The following is an 18,473-nucleotide window of genomic DNA, read 5'->3' as shown; positions in this document are numbered from 1 at the left end:
GCGATGCCCACAGGCTGCCCTCGCCAGGGGACCTCGCCACCGCAAAGGCCCTGGCTGACCTCGACCAGGTGTACGACGTCCTCGCCTTCCCTCGATACCCAGTCCGCGACCCGCACCAGAGGCGAAGATGATCACCGAGGCACCTCCGTCCGGGAACTTCTCTGGGGTCAAGCATCGGCGAGTTCCGCGGTGCCGGGGGATCGCGTGAGCCAGACGCGTCGGGGGGTAGCCGGACCGATGGACACCCCGCGATGATGGGCTCATGAAGGCTGCATGTCGCGCCTGGGAACAACTGGAGGCCTGGGCCGACCTCACCGCCGGGCCGGCCAGCTGCGGCCAGGGCCAGGCCCTGGTCGCCGATGGTGGCGACATCGCCCACCTCCACAATGACCATGACGCCGACCTTTACCTGACCGACGAGGCCATCGGGCGGATGCGCATCGAGCTGGAGCACTCCACCGCTGTACGCCTGTACCCGGGCACCGGCTGGGTCACCCTTCGTCTGGACTGCGACCAGGACGCCGAGTTGATGGTCTCCCTGGTCAGCGTCGCCCTGCAGGCGCATGCCCGGCATCGGCCGATGCCGGCGGCAAGCCTGTGCAACCGCGGGCGCATCACGATCATGCCCACTGGGCAGGGATCCCCCAGCGCGGAGCAGTCCGAACTACCGAGGAGGATCCGTGTCCCTCGACTTACGCGAGGACGAAGCCGTTCGCAAGGTCAGCGAACGGCTTAAGGCCACCTACCGTCACCAGTACCAGCCGGACAGGGTCGAGGCCACGGTCACCGCGGCCCGCGAGCATTTCCTCAGCTCGCCGATCCGCGACTTCATCCCGGTCCTGGTCGAGCGCCGAGCGCGGGCCGCCCTGGACAATCACCCCCGCGGAACTGTGGCAATGATCTGAGCCGGCCATGCTGAATGCTTGCGTCTGAGCCCGCCCCGCCACATAGCCGGCGACGGCTTCCGGACCGGGTCCAGGCACCATCGGGGTGTCCGACGGGGGACTGCAGCAGCATGGTCCCGGTTCATCGGTTGAGCATGTAGCTGGGATAGTCCGGGATGGGGCCACCGAACTGTGTGACGAGGACTTGGAGGGCGAAGTAGATGACGAATGTGCCTTGCAGGTAACCCGATACGGCCAGCCATCTGAGGAGGGCCTTCAGGCGCGCCGGAACCGAATCGGGAATTCCCCGTTCCACAGGGGAGAGTCCGTCGTCGCCGACGTAGTAGTAAAGAAGCCCTGCGGGCAGGAACCACAGCTCACCTATCAGCAGGAGATAGAGCGGTATCTGGAAGGGTTCGCCACCCCAGAGCGACAGTGCGTGGACGGCACCCGGATAGGCGGAGATCTGGAGCCTGATCATGGCGCCTTCGAGCACCAGGTCGATCAGTCCGGTGGTGAGCGCGGCGAAGAGGATGAGACCGGCGTTGCCCGTGTGTGGCCGGTGGCGCTTCAGCCAGCGCATGATCCCCCGGACCATGAAGGCCATGACGGGAACGAGTGCGGAGTAGCCGATGGTGAGGATCAGTGGGAACGGCTGTCCGTTCGTGGGGTTCTGCCAGCCCGGTATCTGGTCGCCCCACGACCTCACGTGGATGAAGTAGGAGTTGTTGAAGTAGCCCGGACGCAGGTAGTTGTAGCAGGCGTCCATCCAGAGCATCGTGGGCACGCTGAGGAAGAGCATCGCCTCGAAGGAGAGCCTTCCCGCACGCCGTGAGGTCCGGACGGCGAGCCTGAGGCTCCAGAGCAGCAGAACGAGGTAGAGCGACTCGTAGACGCGGACCGCGACTTTGGCGTAGGTCGGTTCCGGGTCGGGGCCGGTGGAGAAGTGATGGGGTCCCCCGACGATGAGCCAGCGTGCAATGGTCCAGAAGGTCAGCCCGAGGCCGAGGGCAGCCAGCCCTGCGTACCAGTAGACCGGGCGCTGCCTGTGCAGCGGCCCGGGCACTGCGGCAATGCTGCCGACAGGCGTCTCGTGGCTGGTCCGGCCGGTCATTCTGCTCCCTCGGGGAGGTGCTGTGGACCGAGGTCTTCGATGGTCCAACCCAGGGGGTAGCTCCGTGGCCGGTGGCGGTACGGGCGGGCGTGGGGCCTGGCGGGTAGGAGGCGGACCAGTCGTCCGCGTGCGCGCAGGGCCCGGCGGACCCAGATGGTGAACCATTCGGGAGGGTCGTTCAGGCCGACCAGTCGGCGTACGGGCGGCTCCACCAGGGCGATGATGGCCGTGCGCAGGAGCGGACGCGTGAATCGGGGGAACCAGGACTGGACTATGCCGATCAACGTGTCGGCCATGGCGCGATTGGCCTGTGCGTACTGCGCCCGATGGGTCAGTCCGTCGTCCAGTAGCGCGAGAAAGTCCTGGTAGGTCTCGGGGACGCCTTTGACGCCCATGAGCTGGCCCAGCCGGCGATCGGTCTCCACCATGGCCTGCACTTCGATGTCGGTGAGCTTGCGCCAGCCGTACTGGTTGATCCACCGGATCGGGCCGGTGGTCCAGGACGCCAGGACGAACAGGTAGTCGTCGTTGCTGATGTCGTAGCGGCCGTGGACCTTGTTCAGGGCCCGTACCGCCCGGTGGCCTTGCGCCGAGTCGAGACCGGCTCGTTTGGCCTCGTACTCGAAGAGGACGGAGTCGTCGACACGCTTGTCGCCCGCGGTGGCGAACTGCCCGGTGTGGACGAGGAGGCCGCTGATCGAGGGCATCGTCATGTCGGTCATTCCCGCGATCTTGAACGCGAGGTGGTAGTCCCAGGGGAACTCGTATCGAGTGACCAGGGAGAAGATTTCGGCGCAGTCCTTGACCGGGTCGAGGGTCCGGATGTAGCGGAGCCTGTCGTAGCGGCCCATCAGTGCTCCTCCTCGGATTCCTGGAGGCCCATGTGCTGGAGAAAAAGCCATTCGGCGAGCCGGGCTGCGGTGGCATTGACCCAGATGACGCCGGGCAGGATCTGGGTCTTCAGCGCGTTCTGGAGGCGTTGCTGGAGCTGGAGGTGCCGAGCGAGTCCAGGCCTAGGACGACGAGGCTGGTGTGCGCGCCGATGTGGCGGGCGGTGCCGCCGAGCAGCTCACGGACCTGCCCGGTGATGAAGCCCTCCCTCTCCCTTATCTGAATGCCGAATCGGGAGAACCGGGACCGCGCGCCCAAGGCGTATGGCTGCACAGACAAGGGCACGTCTTCCCAGGACTACCACATCCCACCATCGACAGTCAACTTCCGTGGTGGATAACGCATTTATGCCGACGAGACCAGGCGTAATGAGGCTGCCGTACGTCCGAGATGATGCTGCAATCGGCCCCGCCCGCGTCGTACACCGCGGCCATCGAGTAGTCCGCACCGGAACAGGCATGGCGAAGTCCTCCGCACGTACGTGTTCAGGGGTGTTGGCGGTCGGGGCCGGCGTGACGGCAGCAGCCATCTCCTGACAGGTCAACGCACCTTGACGAGCCGGTCCCGGTCGGTCAGGACCCGCGGGATGCGCTGGTAGTCCGTCTGCAGTGCCGACCAGGCCGACTCCGCGCGCCAGGTCGGCACCACCGACTTCGGCTGCGCCGATTCTTTCGGCGGCTCGACCGCGGATCCGGATCCTGCAGGTCCTGGAAGGCATCCGGAACGGCGACATCGTCGGTGCCCCGAGGCCCGCACCTCGCCCACCCGCGAGCGGGCAATGGCCCACTCCTTCCAGTCCTGCTCGGCCGCCTCTACGCCCGACCAGCGAAAACGCAATCCTCAAGACCGGAAAAGACAACAGCGACTGAGGATTCCGAACGGGTCATTGCGCGCGGTCATGGAGGAGGCGGCCCGCAGGAGGTCGGAGGCCGCCAGTGCTGGGCGCCTCCGCCTGCGCCACCCCCGTGCCGCCCTCGGTCGGCACGGCCGCGCCGGCTGTGTTTCGTTGGATGCTTCGGTCCCCGTCAGCGCCGGCGGCCCCGTCGGGTGACACCGGCCAGCAGGAGTCCGCCTGCCAGTAGTGCGCTGGACACGCCCAGGAGCCACCTCGACGCGCCGCCGCCGCTTTTGGCCAGTTCCGTGCCCGTGGGCGGGGCGCTTCGTACCGGGCCGGGGCGGTGCGTGGGGGTCGGATTGTGGGTTGGCGTCGGGGTGGTCGGCTGCGGTGTCGGCGTGGGGGCTGGCTGGACGCAGAAGACGAACTCGCGGGAACTGCTCCCCTCGGTCGGGTCCGTGACCTCGATGGTGGCGGCGGTGGTGCCGGTCTCGGTGGGTGTGCCGGTGATGGAACCGTCGTGATGGAGCGTCAGCCCATCCGGGAGCGCCCCTGTGGCCAGGCGCCACGTCAAGTCTGGCCTCCCGGCCGCGACGTGGGCGTCGAGATGCAGTACGACGGGTTCGTCGACCGTTACGCAGGGCAGGTCTGCGGCAGTGGTGATGCAGGGAGCCTGGGTGGTGTTCCTGAGGTTGTGCTTCCACCCGGCGAAGGTGTTGCAGATCAGCGTGGTGTACGGGCGCGATTCGTCGGTGACGTTCACGCCGTATCCGTAGCTGTCCTCGAAGCCGGGGCGGTCTTCGGCGCTCCGGTCGATCTTGTTGTAGGCGATGGTGATGTCCGTGTTGCGGCCGAAGAAGCTGACGCCGATGTCGGTGCCGTGGCCGGAGAAGGTGTTGTGGCTCACCTGCAGGTGTGCCGCGCCGGCGAGCAGCAGCCCGGTGGAGGCCGCCGCCGGTCTGCCGTAGGACGAACCGATGATCGTGTTGCCGGTCAGGCTCCCGGAACTCGGCGCGGCGAGCGCCGGGGATCCGATCTGCACTGTGTTCTGGGCCACCCCGCCGGGATTGGGGGTGAGGGGGTCCGGCGGACCGAAGGTGTTGCCCGAGGCGTGGACGGTCACGTCGCCCTGCACCAGCAGCGCGGTGCGCTGGAAGATCGAGACGGTACTGCCGGTGACGTTCACTGTCTGGGGGCCGGCATCGGCACGCAGTTGAACCGAGTGGACGGTCTGGCAGGTGGAGTGCTGGGTGATGTCCAGGACCTTCACGTCGGTGATCGCGCCACTCGCGTTGTTGTAGAGCAGGCCAACGGTCGGGGTGGCTCCGGCGTTGCAGCCGAACGAGGTGAACCCGGTGCCGCGGACCGTCAGGTTTCTCAGGTTCATCGTGGTGCCGGCGTTGGTGACCACCGGTCCGTCGAACAGGCCACTGGGTCCCGCGGCCGGGTTCGGGTCGTGCGCCGTGATCTCATGACCGGCACCGATGACGGTGAGCCCGTTCGGCACCGTCAGCGTCACCGTCGTGTCGCAGTTCGCACTGAGCGTGAATCTGGCTCGGGCCAGCGTCCCCTGACACGCTGTCGTGATATCCCCGCCAGCGGCATGGGCGGCGAGGGTGCCCGCAGCCAACTGCCCGGATAGCGCCACGGCCACGGCAATCGCGAGCGAACGAGTGGACATGGATACCCCCGGAAACGTATATAAATGGACGAATATCACCAGAACATACGCGCGAGGACCCGGGCAGCCGAGCAGGCGCCAGGACGACGCGCGAGCCTTGCGGTCGAACGGGTGTCTGCCGGGCCCGAAGTGATCACCGGAATCCGGCTCACGACCTGACCCGAAGCGACATCACAATCGATACTTCCGGTACCTGGCCGCGGTCTTGGTGCTGTCCCAGTTGTGCGCGCAGGAGGGCCTGTTCACCGCGGCCGGGGATCTGGTGGCCAGGGCTTGCCGGGGCAACGCCGACACCACACCTCTAAACTCACGCTCGCCGCGTGACAACCAACGGCGTGTCCACCATCACGGGCGAAGGCCCTCCACCCCGGCCGTCTTGCGTCCGGCATTGCCTCCGTCACCCGCCGCACGCTGACCAGCGTGTTGCTCAGGCTACGGAGCACCAGCTTCTGCAGGTTCCTGGCCTTCGGCAGATCCCCTTCCCTCGATGCCGTGAAGATGCGCTGGCGCAGTCGGCGTACGTTCTCCTGCGCGCGGTCCCAGTCGATGCTGTCCCAGTCCGCGAAGGAGCCGCCCTCCGGTCCGTTCACCCCGGCCAACGCCACGGTGTCCAACTTGTCCTTCGGTGCTGCCACTGTTGCCATCGTTCCTCCCCACAAGCTCACCCGGCTCACGTCTGCGTCCTTTCAGACCCGGGCACCGGCCCGGTATCCAGCGAGTTGGCCAGGACGGTGACGGAGAGGCCGTCCCTGTGCTGTCCCGGTTTCCTCTGGCCTTTCGGCCCGCTGGCCTTCGCTTCTTGAGCCATCCTGTCCCGCCGCAGACGTCAGCCTTCCTCACGGTCGGCCCACCACTGCCCTGCCGGACAGCGGCCTGTGTCGGGGTTTCCACGTTCCGCGCATGCGAGATGCGGCCGGGGTGGGCGCCCTCTATGCCCCGGGGCGGTGGTGTCCACCCGGGTGGCATGAACCGACCGCCCAGCGCCTGCCGCCTTGCAGCGGCCCCCCGCTCCTGCATCCCACCGGCGGGGGCTTTCCTCACGAGACGTCAACGAGGGTTCACTGGTGTTCGCCCGTCCAGCCTTCTCCTTGCCTGTCGCCCCTGGGTGGAACAAGGGCTCTTGGGCTTCTCCCTTGAGCTTCGCACCCCGCCGTTACCAGCGACGCACGTTCAGGCGGAGACGGGTCATCGGACACGAACCCGGGACTACCCTGACATCGGCGACACCGCCGACCCCCTCTCGAAGAGCATCCACTCAACACACACGACCTCGTGTCGCACGCTCATCTGGAGAGTGCTTCTTTCCTCGTAACGGTCAGGAACCTAGACAAGTCCCATCGTTGCAGGTCAGCAGCACTCTGCACTTGTTTGATCAAGGGCCGAACGGCTTCGCACCCGACGACAGGGCGTGGGAGGTGGTGCGCCGGCCATATCGAACGCCGGGCAGCGATCAATGGCGGTGGCTGCTGTGTCACGCTGTCGGCCATGGAGCATTTGACGGTCCGTGGACTGCCCCTGTCTGGGCGGCTGACGTCCCTTCTCGCCCAGGGCCGGTGGCGCCAACCCGACCCGGTCACACTCGCGAAGGTCATTCCGTGGTTCGAGGACCCGCTCAACTTCCTGACCAGTACGGCGGCGATGGAGCAGCAGTCCCGTTCGATGGACATGTTCGCCGATGACCCCTACTGCGCCTTCTTTCGTGAGACGCGGGGAAGTATTAGCAGCACGCCGGTGGAGCTGCCGTGGCTGGACGTCGAGCAGGCAGTCCTCATCGCGGTGAACCTCATGCCTGGCGACGATGTAGCCCTGGCGCTGGACTACCGGACCGACCCCTTGGACCCCCGTGTGGTGGGCAGTGACTTCTGGACGAACCCGAGTCTGTGCGAGTGGCGCACAGTGGCCCCTGCATTCTCCGTCTTCGCCGCCGACCTGGGCTTCTAGGGTTGGCGCGGGATCCGCCATCGATGCGCGCCGCACCCAGCAGGTGCAGGACCAGAACCCACTGCCGCCGCTAATAGGGAGCACATCAGGCGAGGTCGGCGCACAGCCTAGCCTCACTGACGCAGGCGGCATCCAGCACTCGCGAAAGCCCGGGTGAACTCAACCGGTCAGCGCAACAGTGCTGTGATCCTATCGGCTGGGGTGTCGTAGTCGAGGGTCTTCCGGGGGCGAGTGTTGAGGCGCTCGGCGATGCGGTCGAGGTCCTGCTGGGTGTGGCCGGCCATCGTGGTGCGCTTGGGGAAGTACTGGCGCAGGAGGCGGTTGGTGTTCTCGTTGGTGCCACGCTGCCAGGGGCTCTGCGGGTCGGCGAAGTAGACGGCCAGGCCCGTGGCCGCGGTCACGTCCTTGTGCGCGGCCAGCTCCATGCCGCGGTCCCAGGTCAGGGTCTTGCGCAGGTGGGCGGGCAGGGTCAGCATCGCGGCGGACACCCGTGCTGTGACGGTGGCGGTGTCCCGGCCGTCCAGTTGGACGAGCAGGGTGAAGCGGGTGGTCCGCTCGACGAGGGTAGCGATCTGGGTGACTCCGCTACCCATGACCAGGTCTCCCTCCCAGTGCCCGGGGACGAGGCGGTCGCGCACTTCGGCGGGCCGCTCGTGGATCGGAGTCGCTTCCTTGATCTGCGAGCGCCACTGGCCGGTGACGGTGTTGTGGATGTTGCGGCGGGTCGGGCGTCCTGAACGCAGGTGCTGCTGCAGGGACTTGGCCAATACGCCGCGTGTTTGCATGAACAGGGATTTGTAGATGGTCTCGTGACTGATCCGCATCCCGGAGGCATCGGGATACGCCTTCGCCAGATGGCCGGCTATCTGCTCAGGCGACCAGTCGTCGGCCAGGCGAGCGGCAACCACCTCCCGCAGGGGCTCGTTCAAGGCCAGCAGGCAGAGCTTGGGGCGCCGGGCGCGTTGCCATGCCCGGTCCTCCGCATCGACGGCCCGGTAGTGCTCAGTGCCCTTGTTGCGGCTGATCTCACGGCTGACGGTGGAGGCAGCCCGTCCCAGGGACCGGGCGATCGCGCGCATCGAGTCCCCGCGGGCCAGGCCCCGGGAGATCAGCTCGCGTTCGCCGTCGGTCAGGAACCCGGGCCGACGCGAGCGGACCGGCGGGACGTAGCCGCCGTTCGACTTGAGGATCGTGAAGACCGAGCCGGGTGCCCGACCCAGGGCTCTGGAGATCTCACTGATCGACTCGCCGGCCTTCCAGCGGTCCCACAACTCACGCTTCTGTGTGTCCGACATCCCCGGACGACCCATCCTTGCCATACGCCACACCCTCTCCTACCTGGGGTGTTGCGCTGACCGGTTGAGTTCACCCGAGGTTAATTCGACACTCCCGCTCGACCAGGTCGAGGACGCCATGTGGCCGTCGCTGTCCGAGCATGAGCGCGGTTCGACGCCAACGCGGAGTAGGTGCCGACAACGTCCGCGACCTCTTCGCGGCGTCTCACTGATCAGTTCAGCCGTCGTCACCAGCGCGGCGTCGACGCTTCAGCTGCGGGCCGAAGCGGAAGGCGGCTGCGCCCGCGGTAAGAATGCCCGCTGCCAGGAGGATCAGGCTCCAGGTGTCGTGGCCGCCGCTGGTGGTCGTACTCGTCGCCGCAGCGTTGATCGTGGATCCTGTCGGGCCCGGTGCAGCGATGGTGGAGGGCCCGGCGGTCGCGGTGCCGGAGCCGTCGGGCGTGGCTGAGCCGGTCGTGGTGGGTGTGGCGGTCGCCGGGGCCGTCGGCTTCCCGGCGCTGGCGGTGCGGGTGCCGGGCGTTTCCGAAGGGGCTGAGCCGGGCGCCGCCTGCGTCCCGGTGATGTCGAACGACGTCACGACGTTGTTCTGTCCGGTGTTCAGCTTGCACGGCACATTGACCCTGCCCAGGCGTGTGATGTTGCCGTTGGCGTCCTCCGGGATGAGGTGCAGGGTGAAGTCGCCAGCGGTGATCCTGGCGCTGCCGGGTTTGCTGAAGCTGAGTGTGGGTGCGGTGCCGGTCGCCGGGATGTTGAAGGAACCTGTCGGGATGCCGGTCCTGGCGATGGTGAGGTGCACGGGGACGCGGATGTCGCCCTGGGGTGCGGTGACGGTGGTCCCGGCGTCCAGGGTTCCTTCGATGATGCTCACGCCGAGGACGTAGCGGAGTCCAAGCGCGAAGCCCGTGTTCACTGCGGCCGCCGCGGTGATGGCGAACGGCCGACTGGACTGGCCGACCGTGATCGAGGTGGGGATGTCCGTGGATATCGTCGCCGTGATGGGCTGGCCGCCGATCGTCGGGAAGGTGCAGGTGTACTTCAGCATTGCCGAGGCCGGTTGTGCGGCAGCGGTTCCGGTTCCGAGAGTTCCCACGATTCCGCTCGCGGCTCCTAGCGCTGTCGCAACTCCGAGGACAATCATCACCTTTGGTCCTCCTGCATTCTTCCTGGGGTTCATGGTCCGTTCTCCATTGCGCGTTTGTGTCTGTCGTTGAACGATTTCTGCGGATTCCAGGGATCGGTGCTGCGCTCCGGTCATGTGACGCGTCTTGGATCCGTGCTACCCGGCGGTCCCGGCCGGTGTGGCTCGTGGCGTTCCTGGAAGGCCTGGCTCAGGTGGCTCTGGATGCGGGCGTGGCGGAACTGGTACACCGCGCCGGCCTGGCGGAGCACTCCTCGTTGGTGGGCGTCATCCAGGAACGCGATCAGTGCCCAGGGCAGTCGCCCGGTCAGCGGTAGCCAGATGCGGCACAAGGCCACCCACTGACCCCACGCGGTCAGGCTGAGCCCGTACCCGAGCCCGGCTCCGAACGCGGCTTCGAGTCCGAACACGGTTCCGACTTCGAACCCGCGCAGGGGCCCGTACACGATCCCGTTGACAAGTCCGACTTCGAGTCCGATCACCAGCGCCCAGGCGAGGAGGTGGAAGACCACGTTCCGGCGGTCCATGCCCAGCAGTTCAGCGGGGCTGACGACCGACTCGGGCCGGACCGGGGCTTCGAGCAGGGAGATGAGGCCGAACACGAGCCCGCTCGCCAGAGCGATCCCGAGCAGGAACACGAACCCGGTCATGAGCCCGCCGCTGGTCTGGCCGTCCCCGAGCCCGAGCGGTTCGACCACCCGCTGGTCGATGAGTGCCAGCATCAGCATGACCGCCAGCCCGCAGCCCACACCGACCACGAACCTGGTAGGCACGTTCCCACGTGGCTGCCAGGTCCCGGGGAAGAGCCTGATGCGCACCGGAGAGGGTTTGAAACCCTCGCGCTGGGACGCGAACCAGTACACGAGACCGAAGAGCAGTCCGGCCGCGAGCCCGTGCAGGAGCCCGACCACGAGTCCGCGCACGATCGCGAACCCGAGCCCGTGCGAGGTCGCGACCAGGTCCACCGGCAGGTTCCCGATCGCGGTCGTGACGCCGAAGGCCAGTCCCGCCAAGAACCCGATGAATAGCGTGCGCGAGAAGCGGCTCATGCTGGTGCCCAGTTCCCACCAAGCGAGGTCTCTGATTTCGCTCTGGCCATCTTGGCGAAGTAGGTCAAGGTGGCGAGCGAGGTAGCCGAGCCAGTACGCGGCACGATCGGGGTCCCAGCGCCGCTGACGGCAGCGGCCGGTTTCGGCGTCGGACTCGGATTCAGATTCGTAGGCGGCGGGGATGAACGCCGCCAGGAGGTGCCTTTGGAGGGCCTCGGGGGATTTGAACTTGCCGATGTCTAAAAGTTCCTCCGGGCCGTTTCCACTGATGTCACGGTAAGCGGTGCGGGCCAGGGCGACCATTAGGGGGGTGGCGAGCGCTTCGGCGACGTTCTTCGCGCCCGGGCTCGGTGAGTCTCCGCCGAGCTGAGCCAGGACCGGCTCCCAGGTGGTGCTGTGCAGTTTGTCGTCTGCCCCCGGTTGGCTGGTGCGGCGCAGGTAGTCGGCGAAGTCGCCTGGCCTGAGGGGGTCCAGCTTGATGCCGGCGGCGGCGCTGAGCACGCTCATTTTCGCGGCCTCGGCGTATTCCTCCGGGCGGCTGGTCATCAGCAGCGGCAGACTAGTCGCGTTGAGCCTTCGGAGCGCTGTGGGCTGCAGGTCGCTTGCTATCTCGTCGAACCCATCGAGGACAGGCAAGATCCGGCCCCCTTTGACCAGGGTGCGGGCCAGACTCGTTCCGTTCGCGGCTGGCGCTGCCAGGCCGGGGTAGTCGCGCACCAGTTGGTCGCATAGCCAGGCGCGCAGCGTGGTGATGGCCGGGTTCCAAGAACCGAGGCCGAAGATCACCGGTACACGGTCGCCGGGGACGCGGGAGCGCAGCAGGTCGAGAACCAAACGCATGGCCAGGACCGTCTTGCCCGACCCGGCCTCACCGAGCACCACCATTCGGCCGGACGGGACAGATCGGTACGCCAGCGCGATCTGCTCGACCCGGCCGACCAGTTCGAGGGGCGGTGGGTCCGTGTCGGGCGGGGTGCCACGGATGTTGGCCCAGTGGTCGAAGCGACCTACGTCGGCGTTTCGGAAGCTCACGGCGAGCGAGGAAGAAGAAAGGTGCAGACCTCGCCGCTCCCACTCGTCACGCCACTGTTCTTCCACCCTCGTGGCAAGTAGCTTGGACGCCTCCGATAGCCCTGACGCACTGTCCGGGCGTGGGAGCTGTTCGAGTTGGTCAGTGGTAACAGGTAGGCCGATCAGCTCGTTGAGTTCCTTGATTCGCTCTGGAGCCATGAGTTGGTGCCAGCGGTCCACCCGGCTCGCAGCGAGCATTCCGGGCCCTTCGGGGTGGTGCTGCTCACTGACCAGTCCGATGACGCACCCGCCGCTCCACACCGCTGCCCCGGACATCCCCTCCCAAGGAGAACCGTCCCCCTCCAGGACACCACCGGGAGATGCCTCCACAGTGATCTCCAGGCGGCCCTGGAGCAGGTTCGACCACGGCCTGGCGCGGCCGAGTGCGTGGTGAGAATCCCGGTAGCGCTTGGGAACATCGCGGCCTGACGAAGCGGAATCAAGGCGCAGCTTGAACCTTGGGAATCCCAGCGCTTCACAGTCGACCACGTCCGTGACGCGGGCGAACCGTGCCGGCGAGACGTCGGCGGTACGCAGTCTGTCGATGCTCGAGTAGTCCACAATCTTGATCACTGCGATGTCGGCGGTGAGGTCCTCCCAGACCGAATTTCCGGGCAAATCCGTCGTATGACCGTCCCTGGTGACGAAACGCACCTGAACTGATACCGCGTCATGCACAACATGTGCGGCCGTGAGCACGGCGTTCCCCGTCACCAGGTAACCCGACCCGCGCCTGCCCGCGGAGCCTGCGGTCAGCGTGGTGATGACCTGCACTGCTCGCACTTGCTCGAGCCCGCTCGGCTCCAACGTGCCGTCGTCCGCGATGCTCATCGCTCGTCTGCCTCGGCGATGCCGGACACGAATGGCGGATTGTTCGACTCCCTGAGGGTCGGCTGCAGTACAAGCTTGATGCGCTGCGTCGCGGTGGTGTCCACCGCCGCGTCCACACCGGATTCCACCACCCAGAACCGCACCTTCGCCCCCGCGTGTCCAGATCGCTCCAGTGCGACCGAGACCTCCAGCTCGATGGGCCCCAACTCGAAACGCAGCGCCTCAGCCGATGCCGCGGCAATCGCCCGTTTCAACTCCTCCCGCAAGTCCCTGATGACACTGGCCAACTCGATCACTCGAAACTCCCTTGCTGCTTATCGTTTACCCGCTGTTGCAGTCTCTCGGATCATCTTCAATGAAGCGGGGAAATCGCTGTCTCTGCCATCCAGTGCTGGACGGATAGGATTTCTGGGAACCATTATTCGATTTCGATCGCTGACGTATCGCGTTTCATTAAGATTGCCCATTTTGGCGATCTGGTGACACGCATGAGCCGTATCGGTGTGCAGGTGCTTCACTTGGATTAAATTGCCGCCTGGCGTCAATGAGAGTGTTCTCGAGCATGCCCCCTTCTTAATGTTTGCAATCAATAGTCTGATTAATAATCAGCTAGTCAAGGCATCGAGATAATACAAAAAACGTACACGAATATACTTCCATATATTTCAAGGGGGCCGACATGGGAGCGGTTGCCTGCTGGGCGGTTCGGCGAAGGCGTGCCATCGACCAGCTGGAAAGAGCGTCCTGGATGCGCCGATATCCCTCAGGCGGGTACGCGGTGTTGATGGGGCGCGTCCTCTCCATCGACACCTGCCCGGGCCTCTTGCGGGCTGACTGTACATCAAGTCGCCGTGCACGTGCACCTGATTCTGCATTTGCTCATGCTGATGCTCGTGCACCGCACTGACCACGGGCGGGAATCGGAGGGCTACGACGGCACCCGCCTGGCCCACGTCCTGGCCGACCTGCCGGTGGAGATCGTGGTGCGGATTCGTTCGGACCGCGTGATGCTGCGCGACCCCGGCCCGCCCCGTTCCACACCCCGTGGCGGCCGCCCGCGCCGCCACGGCGGCGTGCTCACCCTGGCCAAGCCCGACACCTGGCACACCCCCCACGCCACCGCCACGACCCAGACCACCCGCTACGGCCAAGCCGAAGTCCTGGCCTGGGACCGGATGCACCCCCGCCTGCAACGCCGCGGCCCGTGGCTGGAGTACACCGACGCCGAGCTACCCGTCCTGCATGGCACACTGATCTGACTACAGGTCGAGCACCTGCCGGGCGAACGCGAAGCCAAGCCACTGTGGCTGTGGTCCTCCGCCACCTCGCTGACCAGCACGGACGTCGACGTGCGCTGGCAGGCGTTCCCGCGGCGCTTCCCTGGGCTGGACCCGGCCCAAGATCCGCCGCCCCGACACCGCCGACCTGTGGACCTGGCTCGTCATCGCCGCACACACCCAGCTGCGACTCGCCCGCCCGCTCGCTGCCGACCGGCGACACCCCTGAGAACGCCCGGTCCCGCAAGGGAAGTTGACCCCCGCCCGGGTACGGCGCGGGTTTCGGCACATCCGCCCGAAGACCGCCCTGCCGGCAGCCGTGCCGAAACCACCGCACCCCGGCCCCGGACGCCCACCCGGGTCGACAAACCGCAGACGAGCCGCCCGTCACGACGTCGGAAAGACCGTCAAACGCGAACTCACTCTCGAGGCCCACCTACAGAAGCTGGCAGAGGCTAGTTAAAGATCAAGCTAAGAGGTCGCACAGATTGGCGCGGTGGTGGCACCCCGGCAGCAGAACAGGCACAGGTCTTGGCGATCATGGAGTTGCGACGCTCTGTGATCACCGGGGAGACCTGTGCCTGTACTGCCATCATGGCTGACCGAACCACTCTGGAGCCAATTCGCCGCTCTGCTGCCAGAGCGGTCGACCTACGCGCCGACGCATCCGCTGGGCTGCCACCGCCCGCGCATCAGCGACCGGCTCGTCTTCGACAAGATGCTGCAGCTCCTGCGGTTCGGCTGCTCCTACCAGGCGATCGCCGACACGACCTGCTCGGCCACCACGATCCGCAACCGCCGCGACGAGTGGATCCGGCTCGGCGTCTTCGCCAAACTCAAGCAGATCGCGCTGGAGTCCTACGACCGGATCGTCGGCCTGGTCCTGGACCAGATCGCCGTCGACGGCTCCATCACCAAAGCCCCCGGCGGCGGTGAAGTCGCCGGGCGGTCACCGGTCGACCGCGGCAAACAGGGTCTGAAACGCTCGGGCATGACGGATGGTTACGGCATCCCGCTGGGCCGCGTGCTGGCCGGAGCCAACCGTCACGACTCCCCGCTGCTCGCCCCGACCCTGGACCGCCTGGAGGACCTCGGGCGTGAGTAGTTCCGGTACAGGAATTCACGACGAGAAGGATCATGGTCGATCCGCACTACCACGGCGTCGTCTCGGGTTGACGAAGTTCCGACAATCTTGCCTGGGTCACATAGTCGGGCGGCTACGGTCCGCGCGTGCCAGTCGAATTCCTGAGCGATGATCAGGCGGGGTCCTATGGGGCCTTCACAGAGGTGCCGACGCGCCCTGAGCTGGAGCGTTTCTTCTTCCTGGACGACGACGACCGCGAGGTGATCGCGTTGCGCCGGACGGACACTCACCGTCTCGGGTTCGCGTTGCAGATCTGCACGGTGCGCTACATCGGGCTGTTCCTGGCGGACGATCCGCTGGCGGTGCCGTGGGAGGTCATCGACTACCTGGCCGCGCAGTTGGGTATCGAGGACTCCTCGTGCGTGAAGCGATACACCGACCGCAAGCCGACGGCCTACGACCACGCAACAGAGATCCGGGAGCGGTTCGGGTACCACGACTACTTCGACAGGGAGTGGGCGAGGCGGTTCCGGACGTTCCTGTACGGGCGGGCGTGGACGCACGCTGAGGGGCCGGTGGCGCTGTTCAACCACGCGGTGACCTGGCTGCGCAGGAACCGGGTGCTGCTGCCGGGGGTGAGCGTGCTGGCCCGGCAAGTCTCGGAGGCCCGGCATGCGGCGGACCGCCGGTTGTACGAGGCGGTGGCGAAGGCGACCGGCCGGGCCGATCCCTCGCTGGCGGCGGCGCTGGCCGGGCTGCTGGTGGTGCCCGAGGGCAAGCGGGTCTCGGAGCTGGAGCGGCTGCGGACGCCGCCGACGAAGTCGACGGGGACCGCGATGCTGCGGGCGCTGGAGCGGGTGGAGGAGATCTCCGCGTTCGATCTGAGTCGGGTGAACCTGTCGCGGGTGCCGGTGAACCGGTTGACGACGCTGGCCCGGTATGGGCAGCTGAGCAAGGCACAGACGATCGAGCGTGCGCCGGAGCCGAGGAAGATCGCGCTGCTGACGGCGGTGGTGCGGAACCTGGAGGCGGCGGCGGTCGATGACGCGCTGGACCTGTTCGCGCTGCTGATGGCCACTCGGTTGATCAGCCCGGCGCGGCGGGCCTCGGACCGTGAGCGGCTGTCGATGCTGCCGCAGTTGGAGAAGGCGGCGCGGACCCTGGCGAAGGCGTCGAAGATCCTGGTGGAGGAGCTGGACCGGGTCGAGACCCGGGAGGCGGACCTGGACGTGGCCGCGCTGTGGGCGGCGGTGGAGGAGGCGGTGCCGCGCGAGCAGGTCTCCAGCGCGGTCGCACTGATCGAGATCCTGGTGCCGCAGGACGACGGATCGGCGGAGAGCGCGCTGCGCGAGAAGCTGGCCCTGCGCTACAACACCGTCCGCCCGTTCCTGTCCCTGATGGGCGAGTCCACCGCGCTGGACTGCGCCCAAGGCGGCAAGCGGGTGCTGCGGGCGGTGCACGGCCTGCCGGCGCTGGCCCGGCGCCGGGTCAAGGAGCGTCCGCTGCTGCCGCGCGAGGTCGACACGGAGCTGGTGCCCCAGATCTGGCGCAAGGCGGTGTTCTCCAACACCAAGCTGCCGCAGGGAGCGGTGGACCGCGACGCCTACGTGGTGTGCGTGCTGGAGTTGCTGCACAAGGCGCTGAACCGGCGCGACGTGTTCGCCGCACCGTCGAACCGGTGGGCCGACCCGAGGGCGCGGCTGCTGGACGGGCCGCGGTGGGAGGCGATGCGCGCGGACGTGCTGGCCGGCCTGAGCCTGACGGAGGACGTCGGCGAGCACCTGGCGGAGCTGGCCCGGGGTCTGGACGCGGCGTGGCGGCAGATGGCGGCCCGGCTGGAGGAGGCCGGGGACGAGGCGAAGGTGGAGATCGTCGTCCCCGAGGGCGGCGGCCGGGCGAAGCTGAGCGTGGACAAGCTTGGCGCCCTGGGCGAGCCGGAGTCGCTGCGCAGGCTGCGGCTGACGGTGGAGGCGATGCTGCCGCGGATCGACCTGCCGGACCTGCTGTTCGAGGTGGACGGCTGGACCGGGTTCCTGGATGCCTTCCGGCACGTCTCGGGCCGGGCCGCGCGGATGGAGGGGCTGCCGGTCAGCCTGGTGGCGCTGCTGGTGTGCGAGAGCTGCAACATCGGCATGGTGCCGGTGATCAACCCAAACGTGCCGGCGCTGACCCGCTCACGGCTGTCGCACGTGGACCAGAACTACCTGCGGGCCGACACGATCGCCGCGGCGAACGCCACCTTGATCACCGCGCAGTCCCGGATCGAGCTCGCGCAGATGTGGGGTGGCGGCTTGCTGGCGTCGGTCGACGGCCTGCGGTTCGTGGTGCCGGTCAAGAGCATCAACACCGGGCCCTCGCCCAAGTACTACGGGTACAAGAGGGGCATCACCTGGCTGAACGCCGTGAATGACCAGGTCGCCGGGATCGGCGCGATGGTCGTGCGTGGCACCCCGCGCGACAGCCTGTTCACCCTGGACACCCTGCTGAACCTGGACGGCGGGGTGCGTCCGGAGATGGTGGCGACCGACAACGCCTCGTACTCCGACATCGCCTTCGGCCTCTACAAGATGCTGGGCTTCCGGTTCGCGCCGCGCTTCCGCGACCTGGCCGACCAGCGGTTCTGGCGCGCCGAGGTCCCACCCGTGCCGGACGGCCAGGAGAGGGCCGGGGACTACGGGCCGTTGGAGAAGCTGGCGGTGAACCGGGTGAATCTGAAGCGGATCGAGACCTGGTGGCCGGACATGCTGCGGGTGGCGGGGTCGCTGATCACCAACCAGGTCCGCGCCTACGACCTGCTGCGGATGTTCGGCCGCGAAGGGCACCCCAGCCCGCTGGGGGCCGCGTTCGCCGAGTACGGGCGCATCGACAAGACCATGCACCTGTTCGCGGTGGTCGACCCGGTCGACGACACCTACCGCCGGCTGATGAACCGCCAGCTCACCGTCCAGGAGTCGCGCCACCGCCTGGCCCGCGCGATCTGCCACGGCGGCCGGGGCCAGATCCGGCAGGCGTACCGCGAGGGCCAGGAGGACCAGCTCGCCGCTCTCGGCCTGGTGCTGAACGCTGTGGTGCTGTGGAACACCCGCTACCTCGACGCTGCAGTCACCCAGCTCCGCGCCGAAGGCCAGGAGGCCAAGGACGAGGACGTGGCCCGGCTCTCGCCGCTGAAGGACAGGCACATCAACTTGCATGGCCGCTACGCCTTCGAGGCCACCTCCCCGTCCGCCGGCCTGCGCCCGCTGCGCGACCCGGACAGCCCGCAGGACACGGACGAGGAGCACGACGACAACTGACCCGCTACTGGTACCGGGTCAATGGCGTGCCGGGTTCGCGGCCGGGCTGTTCGATTGCCCGGCGCGGGGCCGGGGTGGAGTGGGAAGCT

General features: G+C 67.3%; 12 protein-coding genes and 3 pseudogenes. 6 read left to right on the top strand and 9 right to left on the bottom strand.

Annotated features, from left to right (window positions below; translation table 11 throughout):
* Positions 1 to 262 precede the first annotated feature (262 nt).
* Positions 263 to 736 (top strand): luciferase family protein, encoded by a 474-nt coding sequence (locus ABH941_RS36935; RefSeq protein ID WP_370135029.1) that lies wholly within the window; start codon positions 263 to 265, stop codon positions 734 to 736.
* Positions 681 to 905: a three-helix bundle dimerization domain-containing protein gene (locus ABH941_RS36930; protein ID WP_370135027.1), complete on the top strand. Its 225-nt coding sequence runs from the start codon at positions 681 to 683 to the stop codon at positions 903 to 905. The genes ABH941_RS36935 and ABH941_RS36930 overlap by 56 nt, the downstream gene beginning before the upstream one ends.
* A 121-nt stretch (positions 906 to 1,026) precedes the next feature.
* Here ABH941_RS36930 and ABH941_RS36925 read toward each other — a convergent pair whose 3' ends face one another.
* From ABH941_RS36925 to ABH941_RS36905, 5 genes are all read right to left on the bottom strand, one after another.
* Positions 1,027 to 1,998, bottom strand: coding sequence for a spirocyclase AveC family protein (locus ABH941_RS36925; RefSeq protein ID WP_370135023.1), 972 nt, complete (start codon positions 1,996 to 1,998; stop codon positions 1,027 to 1,029).
* Positions 1,995 to 2,849, bottom strand: coding sequence for an oxygenase MpaB family protein (locus ABH941_RS36920; RefSeq protein WP_370135021.1), 855 nt, complete (start codon positions 2,847 to 2,849; stop codon positions 1,995 to 1,997). The genes ABH941_RS36925 and ABH941_RS36920 overlap by 4 nt, the downstream gene beginning before the upstream one ends.
* A 109-nt stretch (positions 2,850 to 2,958) precedes the next feature.
* The gene (locus ABH941_RS36915; protein WP_370135018.1) at positions 2,959 to 3,168 is read right to left on the bottom strand and encodes a hypothetical protein; all 210 of its coding nucleotides are present in this window, start codon (positions 3,166 to 3,168) and stop codon (positions 2,959 to 2,961) included.
* 746 nt (positions 3,169 to 3,914) lie between these two features.
* On the bottom strand, positions 3,915 to 5,444 hold the full coding sequence (locus ABH941_RS36910; protein WP_370135015.1) for a right-handed parallel beta-helix repeat-containing protein: 1,530 nt from the start codon (positions 5,442 to 5,444) through the stop codon (positions 3,915 to 3,917).
* A gap of 203 nt (positions 5,445 to 5,647) precedes the next feature.
* Positions 5,648 to 6,049 carry a reverse transcriptase N-terminal domain-containing protein gene (locus ABH941_RS36905; protein ID WP_370135013.1) on the bottom strand — a complete coding sequence of 134 codons (402 nt, stop codon included), beginning with the start codon at positions 6,047 to 6,049 and terminating at the stop codon, positions 5,648 to 5,650.
* An 841-nt stretch (positions 6,050 to 6,890) separates the two neighbouring features.
* Here ABH941_RS36905 and ABH941_RS36900 point away from each other — a divergent pair.
* Positions 6,891 to 7,346 (top strand): hypothetical protein, encoded by a 456-nt coding sequence (locus tag ABH941_RS36900; RefSeq protein ID WP_370135010.1) that lies wholly within the window; start codon positions 6,891 to 6,893, stop codon positions 7,344 to 7,346.
* A 159-nt stretch (positions 7,347 to 7,505) separates the two neighbouring features.
* On the opposite strand, the pseudogene ABH941_RS36895 reads toward ABH941_RS36900, so the two are convergent.
* From ABH941_RS36895 to ABH941_RS36880, 4 genes and pseudogenes are all read right to left on the bottom strand, one after another.
* Positions 7,506 to 8,665: pseudogene (locus ABH941_RS36895) on the bottom strand (IS30 family transposase).
* Between the two features lie 193 nt (positions 8,666 to 8,858).
* Positions 8,859 to 9,731, bottom strand: a complete 873-nt coding sequence (locus ABH941_RS36890) for a DUF6801 domain-containing protein (RefSeq protein WP_370135007.1) — start codon at positions 9,729 to 9,731, stop codon at positions 8,859 to 8,861.
* A 161-nt stretch (positions 9,732 to 9,892) separates the two neighbouring features.
* On the bottom strand, positions 9,893 to 12,730 hold the full coding sequence (locus tag ABH941_RS36885; protein ID WP_370135005.1) for an NACHT domain-containing protein: 2,838 nt from the start codon (positions 12,728 to 12,730) through the stop codon (positions 9,893 to 9,895).
* Entirely contained in the window at positions 12,727 to 13,026 is a 300-nt protein-coding gene (locus tag ABH941_RS36880; protein WP_370135002.1) for a trypco2 family protein, read from the bottom strand. The genes ABH941_RS36885 and ABH941_RS36880 overlap by 4 nt, the downstream gene beginning before the upstream one ends.
* A 630-nt stretch (positions 13,027 to 13,656) precedes the next feature.
* On the opposite strand from ABH941_RS36880, the pseudogene ABH941_RS36875 reads away from it, so the two are divergent.
* The 3 genes and pseudogenes from ABH941_RS36875 to ABH941_RS36865 all read left to right on the top strand — a co-directional run.
* A pseudogene (locus tag ABH941_RS36875) lies at positions 13,657 to 14,470 on the top strand (transposase); the annotation flags it as partial.
* 114 nt (positions 14,471 to 14,584) lie between these two features.
* Positions 14,585 to 15,103 (top strand): annotated as a pseudogene (locus ABH941_RS36870) (transposase); the annotation flags it as partial.
* Positions 15,104 to 15,237: 134 nt separating this feature from the next.
* Entirely contained in the window at positions 15,238 to 18,384 is a 3,147-nt protein-coding gene (locus tag ABH941_RS36865) for a Tn3 family transposase (RefSeq protein ID WP_370134999.1), read from the top strand.
* The last annotated feature ends 89 nt before the right edge of the window (positions 18,385 to 18,473 follow it).

This window comes from Streptacidiphilus sp. EB103A (assembly GCF_041261405.1).
GTDB lineage: Bacteria > Actinomycetota > Actinomycetes > Streptomycetales > Streptomycetaceae > Streptacidiphilus.
The sequence above is the reverse complement of the archived record's forward strand: the minus strand, read 5'-3'. Positions and strand labels throughout refer to the sequence as shown.

What these genes read in the sequence shown, in the direction of transcription:
- ABH941_RS36900 (WP_370135010.1), top strand. Translation starts at nt 6,891, where the DNA reads ATGGAGCATTTGACGGTCCGTGGACTGCCCCTGTCTGGGCGGCTGACG.
- ABH941_RS36905 (WP_370135013.1), bottom strand. Translation starts at nt 6,049, where the DNA reads ATGGCAACAGTGGCAGCACCGAAGGACAAGTTGGACACCGTGGCGTTG.
- ABH941_RS36925 (WP_370135023.1), bottom strand. Translation starts at nt 1,998, where the DNA reads ATGACCGGCCGGACCAGCCACGAGACGCCTGTCGGCAGCATTGCCGCA.
- ABH941_RS36935 (WP_370135029.1), top strand. Translation starts at nt 263, where the DNA reads ATGAAGGCTGCATGTCGCGCCTGGGAACAACTGGAGGCCTGGGCCGAC.
- ABH941_RS36885 (WP_370135005.1), bottom strand. Translation starts at nt 12,730, where the DNA reads ATGAGCATCGCGGACGACGGCACGTTGGAGCCGAGCGGGCTCGAGCAA.
- ABH941_RS36920 (WP_370135021.1), bottom strand. Translation starts at nt 2,849, where the DNA reads ATGGGCCGCTACGACAGGCTCCGCTACATCCGGACCCTCGACCCGGTC.